The following is a 19,779-nucleotide window of genomic DNA, read 5'->3' as shown; positions in this document are numbered from 1 at the left end:
GATAAGTTATTTCTACAAATTGGCAAAATAATTCTAAACTATTTTATACTACTTTGAAGCGAAAATGTCATTTCTTTATGGGTTATGGGGTGTACAAACCGAAGCCGATCGGCATAAAGATGAAGCCGATTGGCCTTGTTTCCATAAAGATTATCGCCTATAATGGGTGTGCCTAGTCCTTCGGAATGAGCGCAATGCACACGTAGCTGGTGGGTTCTTCCCGTATGTGGGTAAAGTAAAACACGTACAGCCAGCTGCTTTAGCCTCTCTCCATAGTGCGTTTTACCTACTATTTCATACGTTGTAATGGCTATCTTGCCCACTTCTTTATCTACCTTTTGGCGTGGACGGTCGAACAAATCGGCAGTCAGCGGAAGTATTATTTTACCTTTTGGGGGCAAGTTTTTATCAAGAAGCGACAAGGGTAAAAAGGCTGTATAGCGTTTATTGACAGTCCGATTAATAAACTGTTGCTGTAAATCATGATATACATGCGCTTGCTTAGCTACCACCATGAGTCCGCTTGTATCCATATCTAATCTATGTACCATATAGGGTTTACACCGTCCTTGCCATTTTTGCTTTAAAAGAGCATATACCGAAGTGGCAAGTTTCTTCCCTGGCACACTAAGCAAACCTGCAGGTTTGTCTATCACGGCAAGATAGTTGTCCTCAAATAGGATAGGTATTTCTATGCTTACATCTTGCCGATGGCGGTGAATTTCCTCGTTTGGAAGCTCTTTAATCTTATACTTTTCTTCTAACAAGTTGCCCAACATCCACGACAAAATGGGTTTACACTTACCATTGCAAGCAGGATAAAACTGCCCATGTTGCCTTATTTCTTGGTTTGGCGAGGCTCCCCACCAAAACATTGCCATAGCAATGGGCTTATAGCCCTGTGTGAAAGCATATTGCAAAAGCTTTGGTTCGCAACACTCTCCTGCACCAGAAGGTGGTTGTTGACGGTAGGAACGATCCTTTTTATCAGTGTTTTCACCTTCGTTTATATAATAATCGCGAAAGATAGCGCATAGATCCTTTTTTTCACCTTTATAGTTAGTAAACTTAAATTGTGAGAAAAGCCACGCTTGTAGTCGGTCGGACTTCAATTTTCTTTCACACTGCAACAAGCGTATTTCTTCTTGATAACTATTGACTACTTGCTGTATAGCTGCTATCTTATCCCTATAATATAGCTTTTTACGATGAAGTTCAGCTTTTAAGAATTGACTTTCCTTTATCAATGCTCGTTCATCGTCTATGGTTACATAGCCTGCTTTTCTCACCTGATCGCGCAAAGCTTTTGATATTTTCATCGCTTGTTTCTGCTCCTCTATAGCCTTATCAGCTTCCTGTTGAGCCTTTATAAGCGTGTCTTTTGCCTTGATAAAATTGCGTTGGGTTTCTATAGCTTTGATCTTAGCATTAATCTGACTTATCTCTTGCTCGTGTTGCTTAAAATAACCATCGGGCTGAAGATAATCAAACACTGCGGGAACAAAAGCGCCATTATTATCAGCGATCTGACCAGAATAGGCAGCTAAATAGCCTAACTCTCCCTCTTTCTCCACCACTAAGACTCCATACATTTTGCCTTCTACATTGGCAGAAGGCAGGGAAGCTTGTAGAGCTTTACAAGCTAACAAACTCACTTCGTCAGGATCGTAATCAAAAGGATTATTCAAGCCTGACGGAAGCGAACCTTTATATTGTAAGGGGTGAAAGCAGTTGTGCATGTTGTAATCGTCAAAGAAGTTATTTGAAAACAAAGTTACAACTTATTTTAGTGTAAAAGTCATTAAAACCTTTTGAAATAGAACTTGCTTTCTTTTTAAATCCGTATTTTTGTCAAATGATGAAGAAGTTAGTTTTATTTATAATCACCCTTATAACGCTCTTGCCAGCAATGGCTAGTCGCCCAAAGGTAGGACTTGTTTTTGGTGGTGGCGGAGCAAAAGGTGCTGCCGAAGTGGGGGTGCTAAAGGCGATAGAACGTTCTGGTATTCATATTGATTATATTGCAGGAACCAGTGTAGGTGCTATTATTGGTGGACTCTATGCTAATGGTTACAGTGCTACCGACTTAGATACTTTGTTTCGCAATCAGGATTGGCTCAACTTATTAACCGATCGTGATAGCACATTAGCAGGGAGAATATATAAGGAGGAAGATGGTGTTACCTACCTCTTTGGCTTCCCTGTGAAGAAACGAAAAGAGGACGGACAAAAGCGTAGTCATGGCTTTTTAAGAGGTGATAAAATTTACGATTATCTCGACTCATTAATAACTCACTCGCCTGCAAAGGTGAAAGGATCTAAGGAGATACCTTTTAAATGTGTGGCTTTCGACTTTAAACATCGCCAAGAGGTGGTGCTCGACACGGGGTGTTTAGCACGTAACATACGTGCAAGCATGGCTATCCCCGGGGTGTTCAAGCCTGCACAGCTAGACTCTATGATGTTGGTGGATGGTGGAATGATCAACAATCTTCCTATCGACATTGTGCGCCAGATGGGTGCCGACATCGTGATTGCCATTGATCTTCAGCAGAAAAAGCACGACGATTATAAGTCGCCTTTTAGTTTCTTGCGCAGTTTAGGTGGTATCTTCGAATGGCTTGCCGATCGTCCAGACATCAAAAAATACAACTTTAATCGCCAAAATATAGACATATACATCAACCCCGACCTTAAAGGATACAGCGTTTCTAGCTTTACCCCTAAAGCAATTGCAGAAATGATAAAGATAGGTGAGGAAGCTGGTAAGGTAAAAGAGGACGATCTGAAAACATTGGCTAAAAAGCTAAAATAGCCGTCGTTGGCTCATTGAAGGATATATAAAAGCATAGCCGTTGGCTACTGTAATCTTTTTTTAAAAGCACCAGCAGTGTGCTAGGTGGCAGAATATTATCTGTAAATTTATTTTCTTACGTTAAAATTACTATACACAAAAAATAAGCCTTATGTAACTTGTTGTATAATAGTGTGTTAGGGCTTAGTTTTTAAAAGGTAACCTTTTACTCCGTGAAAGGTCATCTTTTACAATGCTAAAGGTTACCTTTTGCCATGTAAAACATGACCTTTTACGCTGTAATAGATCATGTATTACTTCTTTGTTAAATATTTTACAGCACAAATGCGATAGGTTTTTATCAACCTATAGGTCAGTTTTTGTATGAAAAGTAGTTAGCATAAAAAACAAAAAGCGGAAGCGCTTTGTATAGAAATGCTTCCGCTTTACCATTAAACAGATATACGAATATCGTGTTTTTTTATATCATCTTTATGAAATACTCGTGGATGCGCGTGTCGGTATCAAGCTCTGGATGAAATGAGGTAACGAGCATATTACCCTCACGAGCAGCAACAATGTTACCATTTACTTCGGAAAGAACTTCCACGTTATCGCTCACCTTACTAATGAATGGCGCACGAATAAAGGTCATAGGAACATCATTGCCAATGCCTTTGAAAGCTGCTACGGTATAAAAACTCCCCAGTTGGCGACCATAGGCATTGCGATTAGCTGTTATGTCCATCATGGCAAGTTGTGAGTGGGCACGTGTGTTCTCACTATCGCCCTCCACATTCTTAGCTAAAAGGATAAGTCCTGCACAAGTACCAAAGACGGGCAAGCCTTCACGGATAGCCTTTTGAATAGGCTCTTGAAGTCCGAGATCAAAGAGTAGTTTGCCCATCGTTGTACTTTCCCCACCGGGAATGATAAGCCCATCCTTTGGCTGTTGCCAGTCGGCTAGTTGGCGCACTTCAAAGAAGTCGATCCCTAGCCGCTGTAGCATTTGTTCATGTTCAAGGAATGCTCCTTGAAGTGCTAATATTGCAATTCTCATTGACCGCGTTCTGCCATAATGATTTCAATCTCCTGCTCGTTGATGCCGACCATAGCCTGACCTAAGTCTTCAGAAATCTCTGCTAAAACCTTAGGATCATTATAGTTGGTAACAGCCTTCACGATAGCAGCAGCACGCTTTTCAGGATCACCACTCTTGAAGATACCAGAGCCAACGAATACGCCTTCAGCACCTAGTTGCATCATCAATGCTGCATCAGCAGGAGTAGCAACACCACCAGCGGCAAAGTTTACTACAGGCAACTTACCGTTGTCGTGTACATACTTCACGAGTTCGTAAGGAGCTTGCAACTGCTTAGCAGCCTCAAACAACTCGTCTTCGCGCATACCTACCAAACGGCGGATCTCTGCTTGCATCAAACGCATGTGAGAAACAGCCTGAACGACATCTCCCGTACCTGGTTCGCCCTTTGTACGAATCATCGTAGCACCTTCTTGTACACGACGCAAAGCCTCGCTCAAGTTGCGTGCACCACAAACGAATGGTACTTCAAACTGGGTCTTGTCAATATGATAGATATTGTCAGCAGGTGAAAGCACCTCGCTCTCGTCGATATAGTCGATCTCGATAGCCTGAAGGATTTGTGCTTCAGCAATATGACCGATACGGCACTTTGCCATTACAGGAATAGTAACAGCTTCCTGAATGCCCTTTATCATCTTAGGGTCGCTCATACGACTTACGCCACCAGCAGCACGAATATCGGCAGGGATGCGCTCTAAAGCCATTACAGCACAAGCACCAGCAGCTTCAGCAATACGAGCTTGCTCAGGGGTAGTTACGTCCATAATCACACCGCCTTTTAGCATCTGTGCTAGGTTGCGGTTTAATGTTTGTCTTTCGTTGTTCATATTATTAAAAGTTTTAATTATTTCTCTTTATGCGGAGTTAATGTTCTTCTAAACTCGCTTGGTGTTAGCCCTGTTTGTTTTTTGAAATACTTTGTAAACTGAGCTTGCGACCCAAATTTGAAACCGTATGCCACTTCTTGAATGGTGAGCACGGTAGAGGATAATCGGTTAGAGATCGTTTCGGTCAAGGCTTGATCAATGATGTTCTTTGGATTTTTCCCTGATACCTTATGGGTTACTTGCGAGAGATAAGTGGGCGAAACATTCAAGCAGTCGGCATAAAACGCTACATCTCTGTTTGTTGCGTGGTGTTGTTGTACAGCCGTTAAGAACTCATTATAGAGTTGTGCGCTACGCCCCGTTAAGTCGCCTTCTTGTTTTGCAAACGTGTTTGCATATTCCTTTGCCCGTGCAATGGCATTATCTATGGTTTTGTCCTTATTTAGATACACAGCCAAAGCCGATGAGAAGATGTTAGAGTAGCCATGCTCTTGCGGATTATCCAGCACTATTATGCGTGTTCCATCTGCCATTTCTCTTGCAGCAAACTTTGTTTCGTCGCGCTTTCGTAATACCACCACCGAGCAGAGAGGTAGCAGTCTGCGCCGTATCAGTGCAACGACATCGTCAGATAGTAGTTTATCACCATTACTTGCGGTTACAACAGGGTCGTAAACTACAAATTTAGGACGATACTTTTGTAGTGTTTCCACCACAACGGCTAAGGTTTCAGCATTGCGCACTAAGCCTATATGTACCGTATCGAGTTGCACATCATTGATAATAGCTTCTATTTGTCCACGCACAGTTTCGGCAGGCAAGTCGTATACCGCCTGAATACCCAAAGTGTTCTGCATAGTTACCGATGTAATAGCCGATACGGGATGTCCTCCTAGTACAGATATTGTTTTAATATCCGCCTGAATACCAGAACCTCCAGTACCATCAGAACCTGTTATGGATAAGATAATAGCCATCAGTTTACGCACGTTTCTTTCTATGCTTACAAAGTAAAAATTTTTTTTTTACCTGTGCAAGTTTCGTTTGTAAACTGACAAAAAAAACTAAGATTTTACTAAATCTTTACTTCCCAATGTCCTTTTGAATACAAAAAGGAGCGTAACACTTTTCTGCTACGCTCCTTTTCTGCTATTATAATAAAAATGTTTGATTGTCGTTATTATCCTACTTGGCTACCTGGCTTCACCTCACCCAGCGTTGTTGTTACGCTAAGAGTGCCATCAAAGTTGACGGCAGAAAGGATCATACCTTGGCTTTCGATCCCCATCATTTTGCGAGGAGGGAAGTTGGCAATAAACAATACGTCCTTGCCGATGAGCTGTTCTGGCTCGTAATAAGCAGCGATACCACTGAGAATGGTGCGAGGAGTGCCGCTACCATCGTCGATGGTAAACTGAAGTAGCTTCTTGCTCTTCTTCACTTTCTCACAGTTTATGATATGACCTACACGAATATCCATCTTCTCGAAGTCTTCGAAAGACACATTTTCCTTGATAGGTTCTGCCTTATAGTTAGCGGCTTGGTTTGCTTTCTTGGTGTCTTCTAGCTTTTGAAGTTGAGCCTCAATAGCATCATCTTCAATCTTTTCGAAGAGCAAATGAGGTTCGGCAAGTTGCTGACCAGCTTTCAAAAGATCAGTAGATCCTAGTTCGCTCCATTCACATTCTGTCAGGTTGATGAGCTTGCGAAGTTCGGCAGAGCTGAAAGGCAAGAACGGTTCGAAAGCAATACTTAGGTTAGCCACCAACTGCAATGAGATATTCAATATCGTTTCCACACGCTTAGGATCGGTTTTCCAAACCTTCCAAGGCTCACACTCGGTGATGTAACGGTTACCAATGCGTGCAAGGTTCATAGCTTCTTTCTGTGCTTCACGGAACTTGAACACGTTTAAGAAAGCTTCCACTTTCTCCTTAACATCTTGAAATTCTGCAATAGCTTGTTTGTCTACATCAAGCAATTCGCCACATGCTGGTACCACACCATTCCAATACTTCTTTGTCAACTGTAACGCACGGTTAACAAAGTTGCCATAGATAGCCACCAACTCAGAGTTGTTGCGCTCTTGGAAATCCTTCCATGTGAAGTTGTTATCTTTGGTTTCTGGCGCATTAGCAGTAAGCACATAGCGTAACACATCCTGCTTTCCAGGGAAGTCTACTAAGTATTCATGCAACCAAACAGCCCAGTTTTTACTAGTAGAAATCTTGTCGTTCTCAAGGTTTAAAAACTCGTTTGATGGCACATTATCAGGGAGAATATAGCCACCGTGTGCCTTTAGCATGGTAGGGAAGATGATACAGTGGAACACAATATTATCCTTACCGATGAAATGAACCAAGCGGGTTTCAGGATCTTTCCACCACTTTTCCCAATTACCAAACTTCTCTGGCTCGTTATCACAAAGCTCTTTGGTGTTAGAGATATAACCAATAGGTGCATCAAACCAAACGTATAGCACCTTACCTTCTGCTCCCTCTATAGGAACAGGAATACCCCAATCGAGGTCGCGGGTCATAGCACGAGGCTGAAGATCCATGTCTAGCCAACTCTTACACTGACCATATACATTAGGACGCCATTCCTGATGCTCCTTTAAAATCCACTCTTTCAACCACTCTTGATAATCGTTTAAAGGCAAATACCAGTTCTTGGTATTTTTAAGTACAGGCTGTGAGCCAGAGATTGTAGATCGAGGGTTCTTTAATTCTAAAGGACTAAGATCCGAACCGCACTTCTCGCACTGATCGCCATACGCATTAGGATTACCGCAATGAGGACATTCTCCCATTACATATCTATCTGCTAAGAACTGCTTTGCCTCTTCATCGTAAAGCTGTTCGCTTTCCTTTTCCACGAGTTTTCCCTCTTCATAAAGTTTCTTGAAGAAGTCGCTTGCTAGCTTATTGTGTACATCGCTTGTGGTACGGCTATAAACATCGAACGAAATTCCAAAGTCTTTGAACGAGTCTTTAATCATGGAATGATAACGGTCGCACACATCTTGAGGAGTGATGCCTTCTTTCTTAGCACGGATAGTGATAGGCACACCGTGTTCGTCAGATCCGCCAATGAAAACTACTTCTTGCTTTTTCAAGCGAAGATAACGAACGTATATATCTGATGGTACATAAACACCTGCAAGGTGCCCGATATGAACACCACCATTCGCATAAGGCAACGCTGCCGTTACGGTGGTGCGTTTAAATTTCTTTTCTTCCATATATGGGTTGCTATTTATTTCTACTGCAAAGTTACTTTAAATAAAACAAATAGCAAAAATTATTGTATTCTAATGCTTTTGCCTGCCTGATAGCATGCAATGGTGCGTTCACCACGCTTATAAATATCCTCACTGCCTGGCATATCTAGCACAAAACCATTTGCCTTTACTTGTGCCACAAGGTTGTCGTAAGCCTTTTGATTGAATACAGCCACGATAATAGCCCCTTCTTTAAAGGCGATATAGCTTGATACCCCCTTAGCTAATGGTTTTGGATAATCGCCGTATGCCGTTTTTGTTATTAGCTTAGCGAGGGTGCAATTCTTGTAATACATCTTTGAAAATTTATCTAGTCGATATACTTCATAACCCTTCTTGAGTTTGTAGCCATACTTCTTTACTATAGCATCTGTGTTCTCTGGGTGCTCAAAGATTGTTATAGCCTCAGCCACTGAAATCATATCGCTTTGTGCTGTAACGTTTTCCACGGGAATAATAGGGGCATTTGTTTCGGTTGTTGTTGCTTTTTGCTGTGTTCCACAACTAGCAAAAAGTAGGGCAATACCCATTCCTAGGGTAGCCATCCATAAGCTTCTTTTCATTTTCTAAATTCTTTTATTTTGTTTGTTATTTTCTTCTTGATTGTAAAAGGTTATCTTTTGCTCATTTAAAAGATTACCCTTTACTTTTCAATCTTTTTTCTTTCCTGATAAAGTTTATAACGTGTTGATATTAAATATTTAACAGTAATTCTATATTTTGCTCAACCTCTACCCTTGAAACCTTCTTTACTCCCTGTTTCGATACCTCTAAAATTGTGTCGGAGAAACGAATGGCAAGTTCCAAATCGTGTGTGGAGAGGAGGATAATTTTATCCAATTTCTGTGCTGTTTCGTGTAAGAGGCGATAGGTATCAGCCTTTGAAGGGAAGTCGAGAAAGGCTGTTGGCTCATCTAAGAGGATGATAGGCGTTTCTTGTGCTAATGCCTTTGCTATCATCACTTTTTGTCGTTCGCCGTCCGATAGTGTGTGTATTGCTCTACCTTTCAGACTTGTTATGCCTACAGTTTCGATTACCTCATTCACTACCTTTTCGTCTTCCTTGCGCAAAGTGCCGAAGAAACCCGTGTAAGGGGAGCGTCCCAAACCTATCATTTCTTCTGTTGTGATATTCTGAACATCGGGCTTTGTGGTGAGAACTACGCTAATTTTGCGTGCCAAATCTTTGTTGGATAGGTGTGAAAGGTCTAGCTTGTTCAGTAAAATCTCGCCTCCTAATTTCGGTAAAAAGCCCGATAGCGTTTTTAGTAAGGTAGATTTTCCAACACCATTGGGACCTATCAAACACGTCAGTCCACCACTTATCACTTCAACGTTAATATCTGATATTACGTTGTGCTGTGGTTGGTAACCAATGTCAAGATGTGAAAGTGTAAACTTCATGTGTGTTACCTTAGTAAATAAAGAAAGGTATAACCAAAATACCATACTGCTGATTATACCTTTATTTTCTTAGGAATTAAAAATAAAATTACTTTTTAAGTGGAACAAATCTATTCAGATAATCCTTTACACGTTCTGCTTGTGCTTTTGTAATATTCTTAAAAGAGAGTTTCCCTTTTAAAGCCTCTTCGCCAAAATCTTCAATAATTCTGCCTAATGACATATTTAGGAAAATAGATGGTAGAGGTTCTACTCCTGTCATCTGGCAAATTCTTTTTGGTCGCTAATACGTTATTTATATTTATTGTACACATAATTTTATTCTTTTATGACCAAATTTACACTATCATTATCTTCTAACTTTAATATATCTACCTCAAGATAGATAAGTGTGCCTGGGAATTTAATGTTAGTGCCTAGCACTTTCTTCTTTTCTCCAACCTTTATAAGTACAGCTTCACCGCTGAATATTCTAACAATATCTGAATTATTAAGAATATTTTCAAGCCCCCAGCCACGATTATGTTCCGTAGAGGCAATCGTAAAATTAACTTCAATACTTTTCTCTAAAGCCTTCTTGTCATTGCCTATATTAGGGATATGATTGCGAACAGAATTGACAATGCCTATACCAAAATCACAAATACCGACAGCTATTTTTTGCCTATTCTTATCATATTTGATAAATGAAAACGCATTATTTCCAGCTTGTGCATAGTCAAATATATTGTAAATAACATATTTATATAATGCAAAAGTAAGATTAATATTTAATATACCAAAATCTTATAGTTATGTTTAGATTTATTTTATCTATGGTAAAGTTTATTTTTATCTCCACCAAAGAATTATTATCTTTGCATTTATGCAACAACAATTACCCATACAAGTGCTACAAGGACAGAAGTTGCTCCTAGAAATGGAGTATTATTCGGAAAAGGAAACGTTCCGAAAACAAACGGAAGCGTTGGGCATGCAGCGCAAAATAAAGCGGGGTGATGCGTGGTATCCCTTACGTGTGGGAAAGCGTTTTTACAATGGTTTGAACCAACTTTGTGTGGAAGTGTTCCGTACACAAGATCTTGACATTGAGCATAACTTCGAGTTTGGGCGACCTTTGCTCTTCTTTAAGTATAAGAAGGGTGGGACAGCAGGGCGGAAACTACAGATAAGCTACTATTCGTTTACGGGTATGGTGTCGTTTGTAGATGGTGACAGAATGGTGGTTTCGGTACCAGATCATGCGCCTATCCTCGACTTGCAAACTTCTATGGAGGCTATAGGATGCCAAATAGGTTTTGACGAAACGAGCTATCGTATGATGTTCGAAGCCCTTGATAGGGTGATAAAAGCCAAAGGAAACCGACTCGCTTATCTGCGGGATTTGTTTTATTCGCACCAAAAGGCAGAGCGTTTTTCGTTCAATGCGTTGAAACTTCCGTGGCTAAATCCTACGCAAGAAAAGGCGGTTAATGAAGTATTGTGGGCAAAAGATGTAGCAGTAGTACACGGACCTCCGGGTACTGGTAAGACAACAACGCTGGTAGAAGCCATCAATGAAACATTGATGCGCGAAAATCAAGTGCTGGTTTGTGCGCAGAGTAATATGGCTATTGATTGGATTAGTGAAAAGCTTGTGGATCGAGGTATCAATGTTCTTCGCATAGGCAATCCTACACGGGTCAATGATAAGATGTTAGGCTTCACTTATGAACGTCGTTTTGAAGCCCATTCCGATTACCCACAGTTGTGGAGTTTGCGCAAGGCTATCCGACAGTTACGAAGCAATAGAAAGCGAGGATTGGAGCGTTTTCATGAAAAGCTAGATCGCTTGAAGAGTCGTGCTACAGAGTTAGAGATACGCATCAATAGCGAGTTGTTTAGTGAGGCGCGCGTGGTGGCATGTACATTGGTGAGTGCCAATAGCCGAATAATGGAAGGGCAGAAGTTTGATACACTCTTTATTGATGAGGCTGCACAGGCTTTAGAGGCTGCTTGCTGGATCCCAATACGTAGGGCTAGTAGGGTTGTTTTTGCAGGCGACCATTGTCAACTGCCACCAACGATCAAGAATATTGCAGCCATGCGAGCAGGACTTGGCAAAACGTTAATGGAGCGTATTGTGGAGAATAAGCCAGAAGTGGTAACGTTATTGAAGGTGCAATACCGTATGAACGAGGAAATTATGCGCTTTTCTTCCGATTGGTTTTATCATGGAGAAGTAGAGAGTGCACCACAAATTAGGTATAGAAGCATTCTAGATTACGACCATCCTATGCTTTGGCTTGATACTTCTAAGGTGGATATTGGCGATGACGAAGTTAGTTTTAAAGAGGAATTTGTGGGCGAAAGCTTCGGACGTATCAATAAAGGCGAGGCGGAACTCACGTTGAATAGCTTACAAGAATACTTTACGAAGATAGGCAAACAGCGCATCTTAGACGAAAGTATTGATGTGGGGGTGATCTCACCATACCGTGCACAGGTGCAATATCTTCGGAAATTGATCCGCAAACGCAAGTTCTTTAAGCCCTATCGCCATCTTATTACGGTAAATACTGTAGATGGTTTTCAAGGACAAGAGCGCGATGTGATCCTCATTTCTATGGTGCGTGCCAATGATGAAGGACAGATAGGTTTCTTAAAAGATTTAAGAAGAATGAACGTAGCGATCACGCGTGCTCGTATGAAACTCATCATATTGGGTAATGCAGAAACAATGACAAAGCACCCATTTTATGCCAAATTATATGAGTATATCGAAGCTTTGACAGCGTAATATTCCCAACAAGATTAATATGATTTACAAGGTAAGATCCTAGTTTTTGGACTTTTATTATCTCATGAAATCTTGTTTATTATGTCTGAAAAATAACAAAAATATGATACAACGCGATTATTTTCTCCGCTTGATAGAGGAGTTTCAAGCAGCAGTTGCTCGCTTTTTAGAGAAGGATAAAGCGGGTAAAGATGAAGAATTAAAGGATCTTTATCGGCAATATGTGGGCGATTATGAACTGCTTCGTAATTGTTCTGTAGACGAACTCTTTTGCTATGCCAATGATAATTGGGGTGAAGAGAAGTTAGAAAAAATCAATATGGTAGCAGAACTGCTCTATGCAGAAACGTCCTATTGTGCTAATCCCTTACGTGCTATGCTTATGGAAAAGGCATATACCTATTACGACTATGTAGAAGCCAATGGTGATATGTTTTCTATCGAACGTAGAAAGAAGATGCAAGCATTGAAGAAAGAGCTTAGAAAAGTATAATAAAACAGGGCTTACATACCTATGTTTTTCCCTCTAATGGTAACTAAAAAAGTAGCTAAAGGGTTAAAATTAGGATAGAGTTGTCGTTTTCTATTTTTTTATTTATCTTTGCAATGTTATCTTTATCAATAAAGCAATGCTAGATAAAAACATTAGAAACCAAATCGTTGAACTTATTCAACAACAAGTAGTGCCTGCAATTGGATGTACAGAGCCAATGGCAGTAGCCCTTTGTACCGCACGTAGTACCGAGCTTTTGGGGTGTCGTCCTGAAGCTATAGAGGTATTCTTGTCGCCTAATATGTTGAAAAATGCTATGGGTGTGGGTATTCCGGGTACAGGTATGATAGGATTGCCAATCGCCGTTGCGCTTGGTGCTCTTATCGGAAAATCGGAGTATAAGCTAGAAGTGATCAAGGATTTAACCCCTGAAAGTCTGGAAGCAGGTAAACAATTTATAGCGAATAGCACAATAGATATAAAGTTAAAGGAGAATAATACCGAGAAACTTTATATCGAAGTGGTGTGTAAAGCGGGTGAGAAGCAAGCTACATCTGTAATCACTGGTTCGCATACCAACTTTGTTTATGAGGCTGTCGACGGCAAACCGTTGTATGATAACAGAACATCTAGTAGCGAAACGGCAGAAGAAGAGGAATTTACGCTTAACCTTCGTATGGTGTATGACTTTGCTACTACTTCTCCAATCGAGGAACTTGAGTTTATCCGTGAGTCTAAACACTATAATATGCGTGCAGCAGCCGAGGCATTGAAGGAAAACTATGGACATTGCTTGGGTAAGCTAATGGAGCGTCCTCTAGGTCGTGGTATCTTCGGAAACTCTATTTTCTCACATATTATTTCTAAGACAGCATCGGCTTGCGATGCTCGTATGGGTGGTGCATTGGTACCCGTTATGAGTAATAGTGGGTCTGGAAATCAAGGTATTTGTGCAACAAATCCTGTGGTAGTGTTTGCTAAAGAGAATGAAAATACAAAGGATGAGCTTACGCGTGCCTTAGCTTTGAGCCATTTAACGGTGATTTATATTAAGCAAAGTTTGGGTCGTTTGTCAGCACTTTGTGGCTGTGTTGTGGCTAGTATCGGTTCTAGTTGTGGTATTACTTATCTTATGGGCGGCAACTTTGATAATATTTGTAACGCTGTTAAGAACATGATAGCCAACCTAACGGGCATTATTTGTGATGGTGCAAAGCCTAGTTGTGCGCTCAAAATATCATCAGGGGTATCTACAGCAGTGCTTTCTGCTATGCTTTCTATTGAGGGAAAGTGTGTTTCTTCAGCAGAAGGTATCATCGAAGACGATGTCGATAAAACCATTCATAACCTCACTTCAATAGGTAAAGACGCAATGAGTCGCACCGATGATATGATCTTAAAGATTATGACAAGTAAGGGAAATTGCTAAATTTCTTTCTTAATAGTTTAAGCCATTACCGCTGTTTATGGGGTAATGGCTTTATTGTTGTAAAGTTATCCACATTTGTCATAAACTTCTTAATACCTCTTAAAACCTTTAATTTCTTGCCTTAGAACTTCCACCTCACTTGTATATCAATATCCGTCATAGCAGAAGCATTAATCTTTTGATAGCTAGAGGAGATACTGTTGCGATCGAAGTATTGAGTGGTAGATAGGCGGACGATGCCAATAAGGTTCTTTCTGATGGCAGCACGAGCGAAGAAAGCATAGCGCATACCCTCTCCATAAAAGGACGGAAAGTTAAAACTATAGAGCGGACCACGTTCGTATGTGTAGATGCGAGAGGCGTAACTATCGGTGTGAAAGTACCCAATGGTAGCAGTCATAGATAGCCATTGGCATGGGATATACGAGAAATTCTCGCTTACCATATAGCCCAAACTGTGTGTTTTATAATCATTAATGACAAGATCGGCTTGTGTTTTACTGCTCCATTTGTTAGCTATATAAGCAAAAGCGAGCCTGTCTCTTTGCGTAATATCACGGATTAATCCCTTTTTCTTCGCCCCATCTTTCTCTGTTACTTTGTAACGATAACATGCCGATAACGTAATTTTACCGTATGTATAAATAGCAGAAAGAAAGCTATCCCACGCTTTACTACCAATGTGCGCACCATATTTAGGGTGCGAAAACTGCACAATATCGGTGTAAGCCATTAAGGATAGTCCACGCAGCGGGTTCCAAGTAGCCCCAAATAATACGCCGTTTTCATTCTGAATATGCCCACTATTGCTAAAGCCTCGGCTAAACAATGAGTAGTATTTATGTCCATAATATCGTTGCACACTGAGGAGAGTTAGGCTGTTAGTAACACGCCATGAGAGTGCGTTCATAGTAGCAATACCACCTGCATTGTTTGTTGCCGTTTCCCCTTGTAAGTTCCAACGGTGCGATAGATAGCCATAATCCACACTTACGTTCCAAAAGTTATTGTCCTGTGGTGCATAGCGTTTATACGCTTGTTTGGTTTCGGGCTGTAGTGGTTTGTTAAAGCTTGTAAAGAGGGTTGAAACACCAATGTGAAAGCCACCATTCGTCCATTTCGCATTAACTCCTGATGCAAATTGTGAAGCATTGTTCTTTTTTGCCATCTCGGTCTTGGTGCGATGATAGCCCGATGCTAACACCGTTTGGATATACCCTTTTTTGTTTAGTGTAGCGTCAATGTGGCGATAAGATACAAATCCTGTTAGGTCAATATGTTTGTTCAGTGCCACCGTAGCAGCCACACCTTGCAAATAGTTGTAGGAAGAACGAGAGGAATGTCCTCGGATAATGTTCGATTGCCTACCTAAAGTTTGTAACATAGCAAGTTTTCCAAAGCCAAACGAGTTGTTGATAACTAGCCCTTGCCCTAGCGAAACTTTGTATCTTCCTATGGCAAGTGTCTTTAAAAAGCCTAACTTCTTTATCAAAACGTAGAAGCTATAATGATCATATCCTATGCTATTTTTATCTGAAAAAAAGGGTTCACCAGCATCTTGCGATCCGATCAAACTCGCTTTTACATAGTCGGAATACTGAAAAGTATAGCGCAACGAGTGTGGATATTTGTAGCCTAAATAGCCATTGCGGTCGCCTTTGCGGTTGTAAAGTGGCAGTTTCGCTGTAAACATAACCTCATGTTTACCATATTTCAAAATGTTTTTAAGCGATGGAAAGCCTTTTGTTTCTACTTTTTCCACGTAAACGAAAACGGCTAAAAGCTGCCTTCGGATAACGTCTAGCGACTCTATCATTGCCAGCTCGCCCAATGTTTCCATACCATGATATTGATAAACGTACGCCAGCAACTCCTCTATTTGGATAGCATTCAAGAAAGGAATACGCTCCAAGTCCTCGCGGGTAGCTGTGTTAAGATTAATGGGATGCTCGGCAAGATCGGTCAACAGTTCTAAAGTTGCTTCATTGGTGTAGTTGCCTTCACCATCTATTTGTGCCAGATCGTAAAGATATTGCTCCCACGTGGGTTGTGTTTGAGCGTTGATAGGTAGCGACAAGAATATATATATAAGGTATATTGCAAAGCGTTTCATCGTATAGCTGTTTAGGCTTCTGTTTCGCAAAAGTCGGAAATTCTATTAAAATATCCAAATATTTAGGTATAGGAGTGAGAGGAAAAGAATAAAGAGTACTTGAATTTATTCTTTATTTATACTCATACTATAGTTTTTTAGTATTCCACTTCATAGGTAAACAAACCGAGCGGCTTGAAAGATGAAATATGGCTTTTTTATAAACCGTTGTTCTATATATCGACTTTTTTAAGTACTTTTGCACCATTAACTAGATTATAAAATTATGAGTTATAACTTATTAAAAGGTAAAAAGGGTGTTATCTTTGGAGCTCTCAATGAGCATTCAATAGCATGGAAAGTGGCTGAGAGAGCCGTTGAAGAAGGTGCAACAATTACCCTTTCTAACACGCCTATGGCTGTGCGTATGGGTACAGTAAACAATCTTGCAGAGAAGCTTCATTGTGAAATTATTCCTGCTGATGCTACTAGTGTAGAAGATCTTGAAAACGTATTCAAGCGTTCTATGGAAGTGTTGGGCGGTCAAATCGACTTTGTGTTACACTCTATCGGTATGTCGCCTAATGTTCGTAAGCGTCGCACTTATGACGACTTAGACTACAAAATGCTCGATACCACACTCGACATCTCGGCTGTATCCTTCCACAAGATGATACAAAGTGCAAAGAAATTGAATGCTATTGCTGATGGTGGTTCTATTCTAGCATTGACTTATGTTGCAGCTCAACGTACATTCTTCGGCTATAACGATATGGCAGATGCTAAGGCATTGCTCGAAAGTATAGCACGTAGCTTTGGTTATATCTACGGTCGTGAGCACAATGTGCGTATCAATACGATTTCTCAAAGTCCTACTATGACAACAGCAGGATCGGGTGTGAAGGGTATGGATCGTTTGTTCGACTTTGCTAATCGTATGTCGCCTCTTGGTAATGCCGATGCTGCCGATTGTGCCGACTATTGTATTGTGATGTTCTCCGACCTTACCCGTAAGGTTACTATGCAGAACCTTTACCACGATGGTGGCTTCTCTAATGTGGGTATGAGCCTCCGTGCCATGACTACTTATGAGAAAGGTCTTGAAGAGTTTATGGACGAAGACGGAAATATTATCTACGGATAACCTCTCTGCGGATAACTTATTGTAACAAAATATGGGGCTGCTTCTTCTATCGTGAGGAGGCAGCCTCCTTTGGTTAATTGAGAGTTGAGAATTGAGAGTTGAGAGTTGAGATTTGAGAAATACTTGTCCACTAAAATAACTAGTATAGGTTATCTTTCATTTAGCAAATACTTACCTTTTGGATGATAAAAAAGTAATAATTATGTTGAAAAATAATCTATTTTTAATAGAAAAATAAATTAAAAACGATTTGGAAATAAATTAAAAATAAATCAAAAACAAATTATTTTTCATTATAAAACATCATCTTTTTTCATAAGAACAATAACCTATTACTATTTAAAAGCATAGCTTTGACATCATAAAACGTATTTTTTTTATCACCATTTTATGGTATTCGAGGTTATTGCACAATTGAACAAAAATGGAATTATTGTGCAATTTATTTCTTGTTTTGGCGGATATTGCTTATTTTTGCAAATGCTAGATACTGATTTAATGGTTGTTTTACTATCATTAAGCACAGAAGTTTAGTTAAAAATAAGTGTCAACATAAACGCTATAATACAATGCAAACAAGATGTCACCTAGCTGTTCTTATTCACGAACAGGCAAAGAAATTTGGCGATAAGCCAGTATTGACCTACAAAGACTTTGGTGGATCAGATTGGAAGACAGTAGTTTGGAGTGAATTTTCTACTCGTGTAAAAGAAGTGTCGAATGCACTTCTTAACCTAAAAGTAAAGCCACAAGAAACCATAGGTGTGTTTGCACAAAACTGTGTGGAATATCTTTATACCGACTTTGGTGCATACGGTATTCGTGCTATTAGCATTCCGTTTTATGCTACGAGTTCGGAGCAGCAAATTCAATATATGATACAAGATGCGTCTATTAAGCTTCTTTTTGTAGGTGAGCAGGAGCAGTATGATAAGGCGCACCGTATCTTCCCACTTTGCCCAATGCTAGAGCGCATCATTGTGTTCAATAAAAACGTGCGTATTAGTACACATGATCCTAATGCTATTTATTTTGAAGATTTCTTGAAGCTAGGTGCTAACTTGCCAAGACAATCGGAAGTGGAACATCTATGGGGACAGGTTGCTATGGACGATATTTGTAACATATTATACACGAGCGGTACTACTGGAGACAGCAAAGGCGTTATCTTGACGAACAAAATGTACGATGCAGCGATAGATGCTAATGGCAAGTGTGTGCCTATAACCGATAAAGATAGGGTTATAAATTTCTTACCTTTTACCCATATCTTTGAGCGAGCATGGTCTTATTTGGCTTTAACTTTTGGTGCAGAACTCATTGTAAATACTGATCCTAAAGAGATACAGCGCTCTATGCGTGAAACAAATCCTACAAGTATGGCAGCAGTGCCACGCTTTTGGGAGAAAGTTTACATTGCAGTAAAAGACCGCATGGATAATACTAGCTTCTTACAGCGCAAAGTGTTCTACAACGCATTAATGGTAGGTCGTCGCCGTAATGTTTTTTACAAATCAAGGGGTAAACGTGTGCCATTGGGACTAGAACTGAAATATAGATTTTATAACAGTACTATCTTGAACCTCGTGCGCAAACAACTAGGACTTATCCATCCGAATATTTTCCCAACAGCAGGTGCTTATGTTTCGCCAGAGGTAGAGGAGTTTGTCCACAGTATTGGGCTTGATATGCTCGTGGGCTATGGCTTAACAGAAAGCCTTGCCACTGTAAGTTGCGATCATAAAGGTAAGGCTTATACCATAGGTTCTGTGGGACGTCCTATCAGTGGTATTGAAATAAAAATAGGTAAGGATAACGAAGTGTTGCTGAAAGGTCCTACCATCACACCTGGTTATTATCACCGTGATGCTATTAATGCTTCTGCATACGATAAAGAAGGTTTCTTCCATACAGGCGATGCAGGATATATGAAGGACGGAGAGTTATACTTAACTGAACGTATTAAGGACTTGTTTAAGACCTCAAATGGTAAGTACATTGCTCCACAAATGGTGGAATCGATGCTCTTGGTAGACAAGTTTGTGGAACAGGTAGCTATTATTGCTGATCAGCGTAAGTTTGTGTCTGCCTTAATAGTGCCAGAGTTTGGCTTATTGGAAAAGTGGGCAAAGGATCATAATATTAGTTTTGCCGACAGAGAGGAACTGTGTGCTAATGAGCGTGTAAACGAAATGATGAAAGATCGTATCGAAACCCTTCAGCAACACTTGGCACAATATGAGCAAATTAAGCGTTTTACCTTGTTGGCTCACCATTTCTCAATGGAAAGTGGCGAACTTACAAACACTTTGAAGCTAAAACGCTCTGTGGTGGTAAAGAATTATGCTGACACCATTAACGCAATGTACGAAGAGCCAGACCTTACAACTCAACTGCCTTCTATAGAATAACCCCCCCCCATCGGACTC

At 40.4% G+C, this 19,779-nt stretch carries 15 protein-coding genes; 6 read left to right on the top strand and 9 right to left on the bottom strand.

Annotated elements, in window-relative coordinates; genetic code table 11:
* Nucleotides 1-38 precede the first annotated feature (38 nt).
* Nucleotides 39-1,739: an RluA family pseudouridine synthase gene (locus tag PREBIDRAFT_RS05140; protein ID WP_394330218.1), complete on the bottom strand. Its 1,701-nt coding sequence runs from the start codon at nucleotides 1,737-1,739 to the stop codon at nucleotides 39-41.
* 116 nt (nucleotides 1,740-1,855) lie between these two features.
* Between PREBIDRAFT_RS05140 and PREBIDRAFT_RS05135 the strand changes: the two genes are divergently transcribed.
* The gene (locus PREBIDRAFT_RS05135; RefSeq protein ID WP_004338163.1) at nucleotides 1,856-2,815 is read left to right on the top strand and encodes a patatin-like phospholipase family protein; all 960 of its coding nucleotides are present in this window, start codon (nucleotides 1,856-1,858) and stop codon (nucleotides 2,813-2,815) included.
* A 460-nt stretch (nucleotides 2,816-3,275) separates the two neighbouring features.
* Here PREBIDRAFT_RS05135 and pdxT read toward each other — a convergent pair whose 3' ends face one another.
* The 7 genes from pdxT to PREBIDRAFT_RS11100 form a co-directional block, all read right to left on the bottom strand.
* Nucleotides 3,276-3,854, bottom strand: coding sequence for a pyridoxal 5'-phosphate synthase glutaminase subunit PdxT (gene pdxT, locus PREBIDRAFT_RS05130; protein WP_004338162.1), 579 nt, complete (start codon nucleotides 3,852-3,854; stop codon nucleotides 3,276-3,278).
* Nucleotides 3,851-4,726: a pyridoxal 5'-phosphate synthase lyase subunit PdxS gene (gene pdxS, locus PREBIDRAFT_RS05125; protein WP_004338161.1), complete on the bottom strand. Its 876-nt coding sequence runs from the start codon at nucleotides 4,724-4,726 to the stop codon at nucleotides 3,851-3,853. The genes pdxT and pdxS overlap by 4 nt, the downstream gene beginning before the upstream one ends.
* A 17-nt stretch (nucleotides 4,727-4,743) precedes the next feature.
* Nucleotides 4,744-5,703, bottom strand: a complete 960-nt coding sequence (locus PREBIDRAFT_RS05120) for a bifunctional hydroxymethylpyrimidine kinase/phosphomethylpyrimidine kinase (protein ID WP_004339392.1) — start codon at nucleotides 5,701-5,703, stop codon at nucleotides 4,744-4,746.
* A 203-nt stretch (nucleotides 5,704-5,906) separates the two neighbouring features.
* Nucleotides 5,907-7,970, bottom strand: coding sequence for a methionine--tRNA ligase (gene metG, locus PREBIDRAFT_RS05115; protein WP_004338159.1), 2,064 nt, complete (start codon nucleotides 7,968-7,970; stop codon nucleotides 5,907-5,909).
* A gap of 59 nt (nucleotides 7,971-8,029) precedes the next feature.
* Nucleotides 8,030-8,572: a hypothetical protein gene (locus PREBIDRAFT_RS05110; RefSeq protein ID WP_004339389.1), complete on the bottom strand. Its 543-nt coding sequence runs from the start codon at nucleotides 8,570-8,572 to the stop codon at nucleotides 8,030-8,032.
* Between the two features lie 130 nt (nucleotides 8,573-8,702).
* A complete protein-coding gene (locus PREBIDRAFT_RS05105) occupies nucleotides 8,703-9,413 on the bottom strand; it encodes an ABC transporter ATP-binding protein (protein ID WP_036875637.1) in 711 nt (236 codons plus the stop codon).
* Between the two features lie 88 nt (nucleotides 9,414-9,501).
* A complete protein-coding gene (locus PREBIDRAFT_RS11100) occupies nucleotides 9,502-9,675 on the bottom strand; it encodes an STAS-like domain-containing protein (protein ID WP_048740080.1) in 174 nt (57 codons plus the stop codon).
* A 603-nt stretch (nucleotides 9,676-10,278) separates the two neighbouring features.
* Between PREBIDRAFT_RS11100 and PREBIDRAFT_RS05095 the strand changes: the two genes are divergently transcribed.
* From PREBIDRAFT_RS05095 to PREBIDRAFT_RS05085, 3 genes are all read left to right on the top strand, one after another.
* Complete coding sequence (locus tag PREBIDRAFT_RS05095) at nucleotides 10,279-12,192, top strand: AAA domain-containing protein (RefSeq protein ID WP_004338156.1); 1,914 nt, start codon at nucleotides 10,279-10,281, stop codon at nucleotides 12,190-12,192.
* A 103-nt stretch (nucleotides 12,193-12,295) separates the two neighbouring features.
* Nucleotides 12,296-12,685, top strand: coding sequence for a hypothetical protein (locus tag PREBIDRAFT_RS05090; protein WP_004338155.1), 390 nt, complete (start codon nucleotides 12,296-12,298; stop codon nucleotides 12,683-12,685).
* Nucleotides 12,686-12,821: 136 nt separating this feature from the next.
* The gene (locus PREBIDRAFT_RS05085) at nucleotides 12,822-14,114 is read left to right on the top strand and encodes an L-cysteine desulfidase family protein (RefSeq protein WP_004338154.1); all 1,293 of its coding nucleotides are present in this window, start codon (nucleotides 12,822-12,824) and stop codon (nucleotides 14,112-14,114) included.
* 121 nt (nucleotides 14,115-14,235) lie between these two features.
* Here PREBIDRAFT_RS05085 and PREBIDRAFT_RS05080 read toward each other — a convergent pair whose 3' ends face one another.
* Nucleotides 14,236-16,227, bottom strand: coding sequence for a helix-hairpin-helix domain-containing protein (locus tag PREBIDRAFT_RS05080; RefSeq protein WP_004338153.1), 1,992 nt, complete (start codon nucleotides 16,225-16,227; stop codon nucleotides 14,236-14,238).
* A gap of 265 nt (nucleotides 16,228-16,492) precedes the next feature.
* On the opposite strand from PREBIDRAFT_RS05080, the gene PREBIDRAFT_RS05075 reads away from it, so the two are divergent.
* Together PREBIDRAFT_RS05075 and PREBIDRAFT_RS05070 are read left to right on the top strand one after the other, a co-directional pair.
* The gene (locus PREBIDRAFT_RS05075; RefSeq protein WP_004338152.1) at nucleotides 16,493-17,350 is read left to right on the top strand and encodes an enoyl-ACP reductase FabI; all 858 of its coding nucleotides are present in this window, start codon (nucleotides 16,493-16,495) and stop codon (nucleotides 17,348-17,350) included.
* A gap of 569 nt (nucleotides 17,351-17,919) precedes the next feature.
* Nucleotides 17,920-19,761, top strand: coding sequence for an AMP-dependent synthetase/ligase (locus tag PREBIDRAFT_RS05070; RefSeq protein WP_004338151.1), 1,842 nt, complete (start codon nucleotides 17,920-17,922; stop codon nucleotides 19,759-19,761).
* The last annotated feature ends 18 nt before the right edge of the window (nucleotides 19,762-19,779 follow it).

This window comes from Prevotella bivia DSM 20514, from assembly GCF_000262545.1.
Lineage (GTDB): Bacteria > Bacteroidota > Bacteroidia > Bacteroidales > Bacteroidaceae > Prevotella > Prevotella bivia.
The sequence above is the reverse complement of the archived record's forward strand: the minus strand, read 5'-3'. Positions and strand labels throughout refer to the sequence as shown.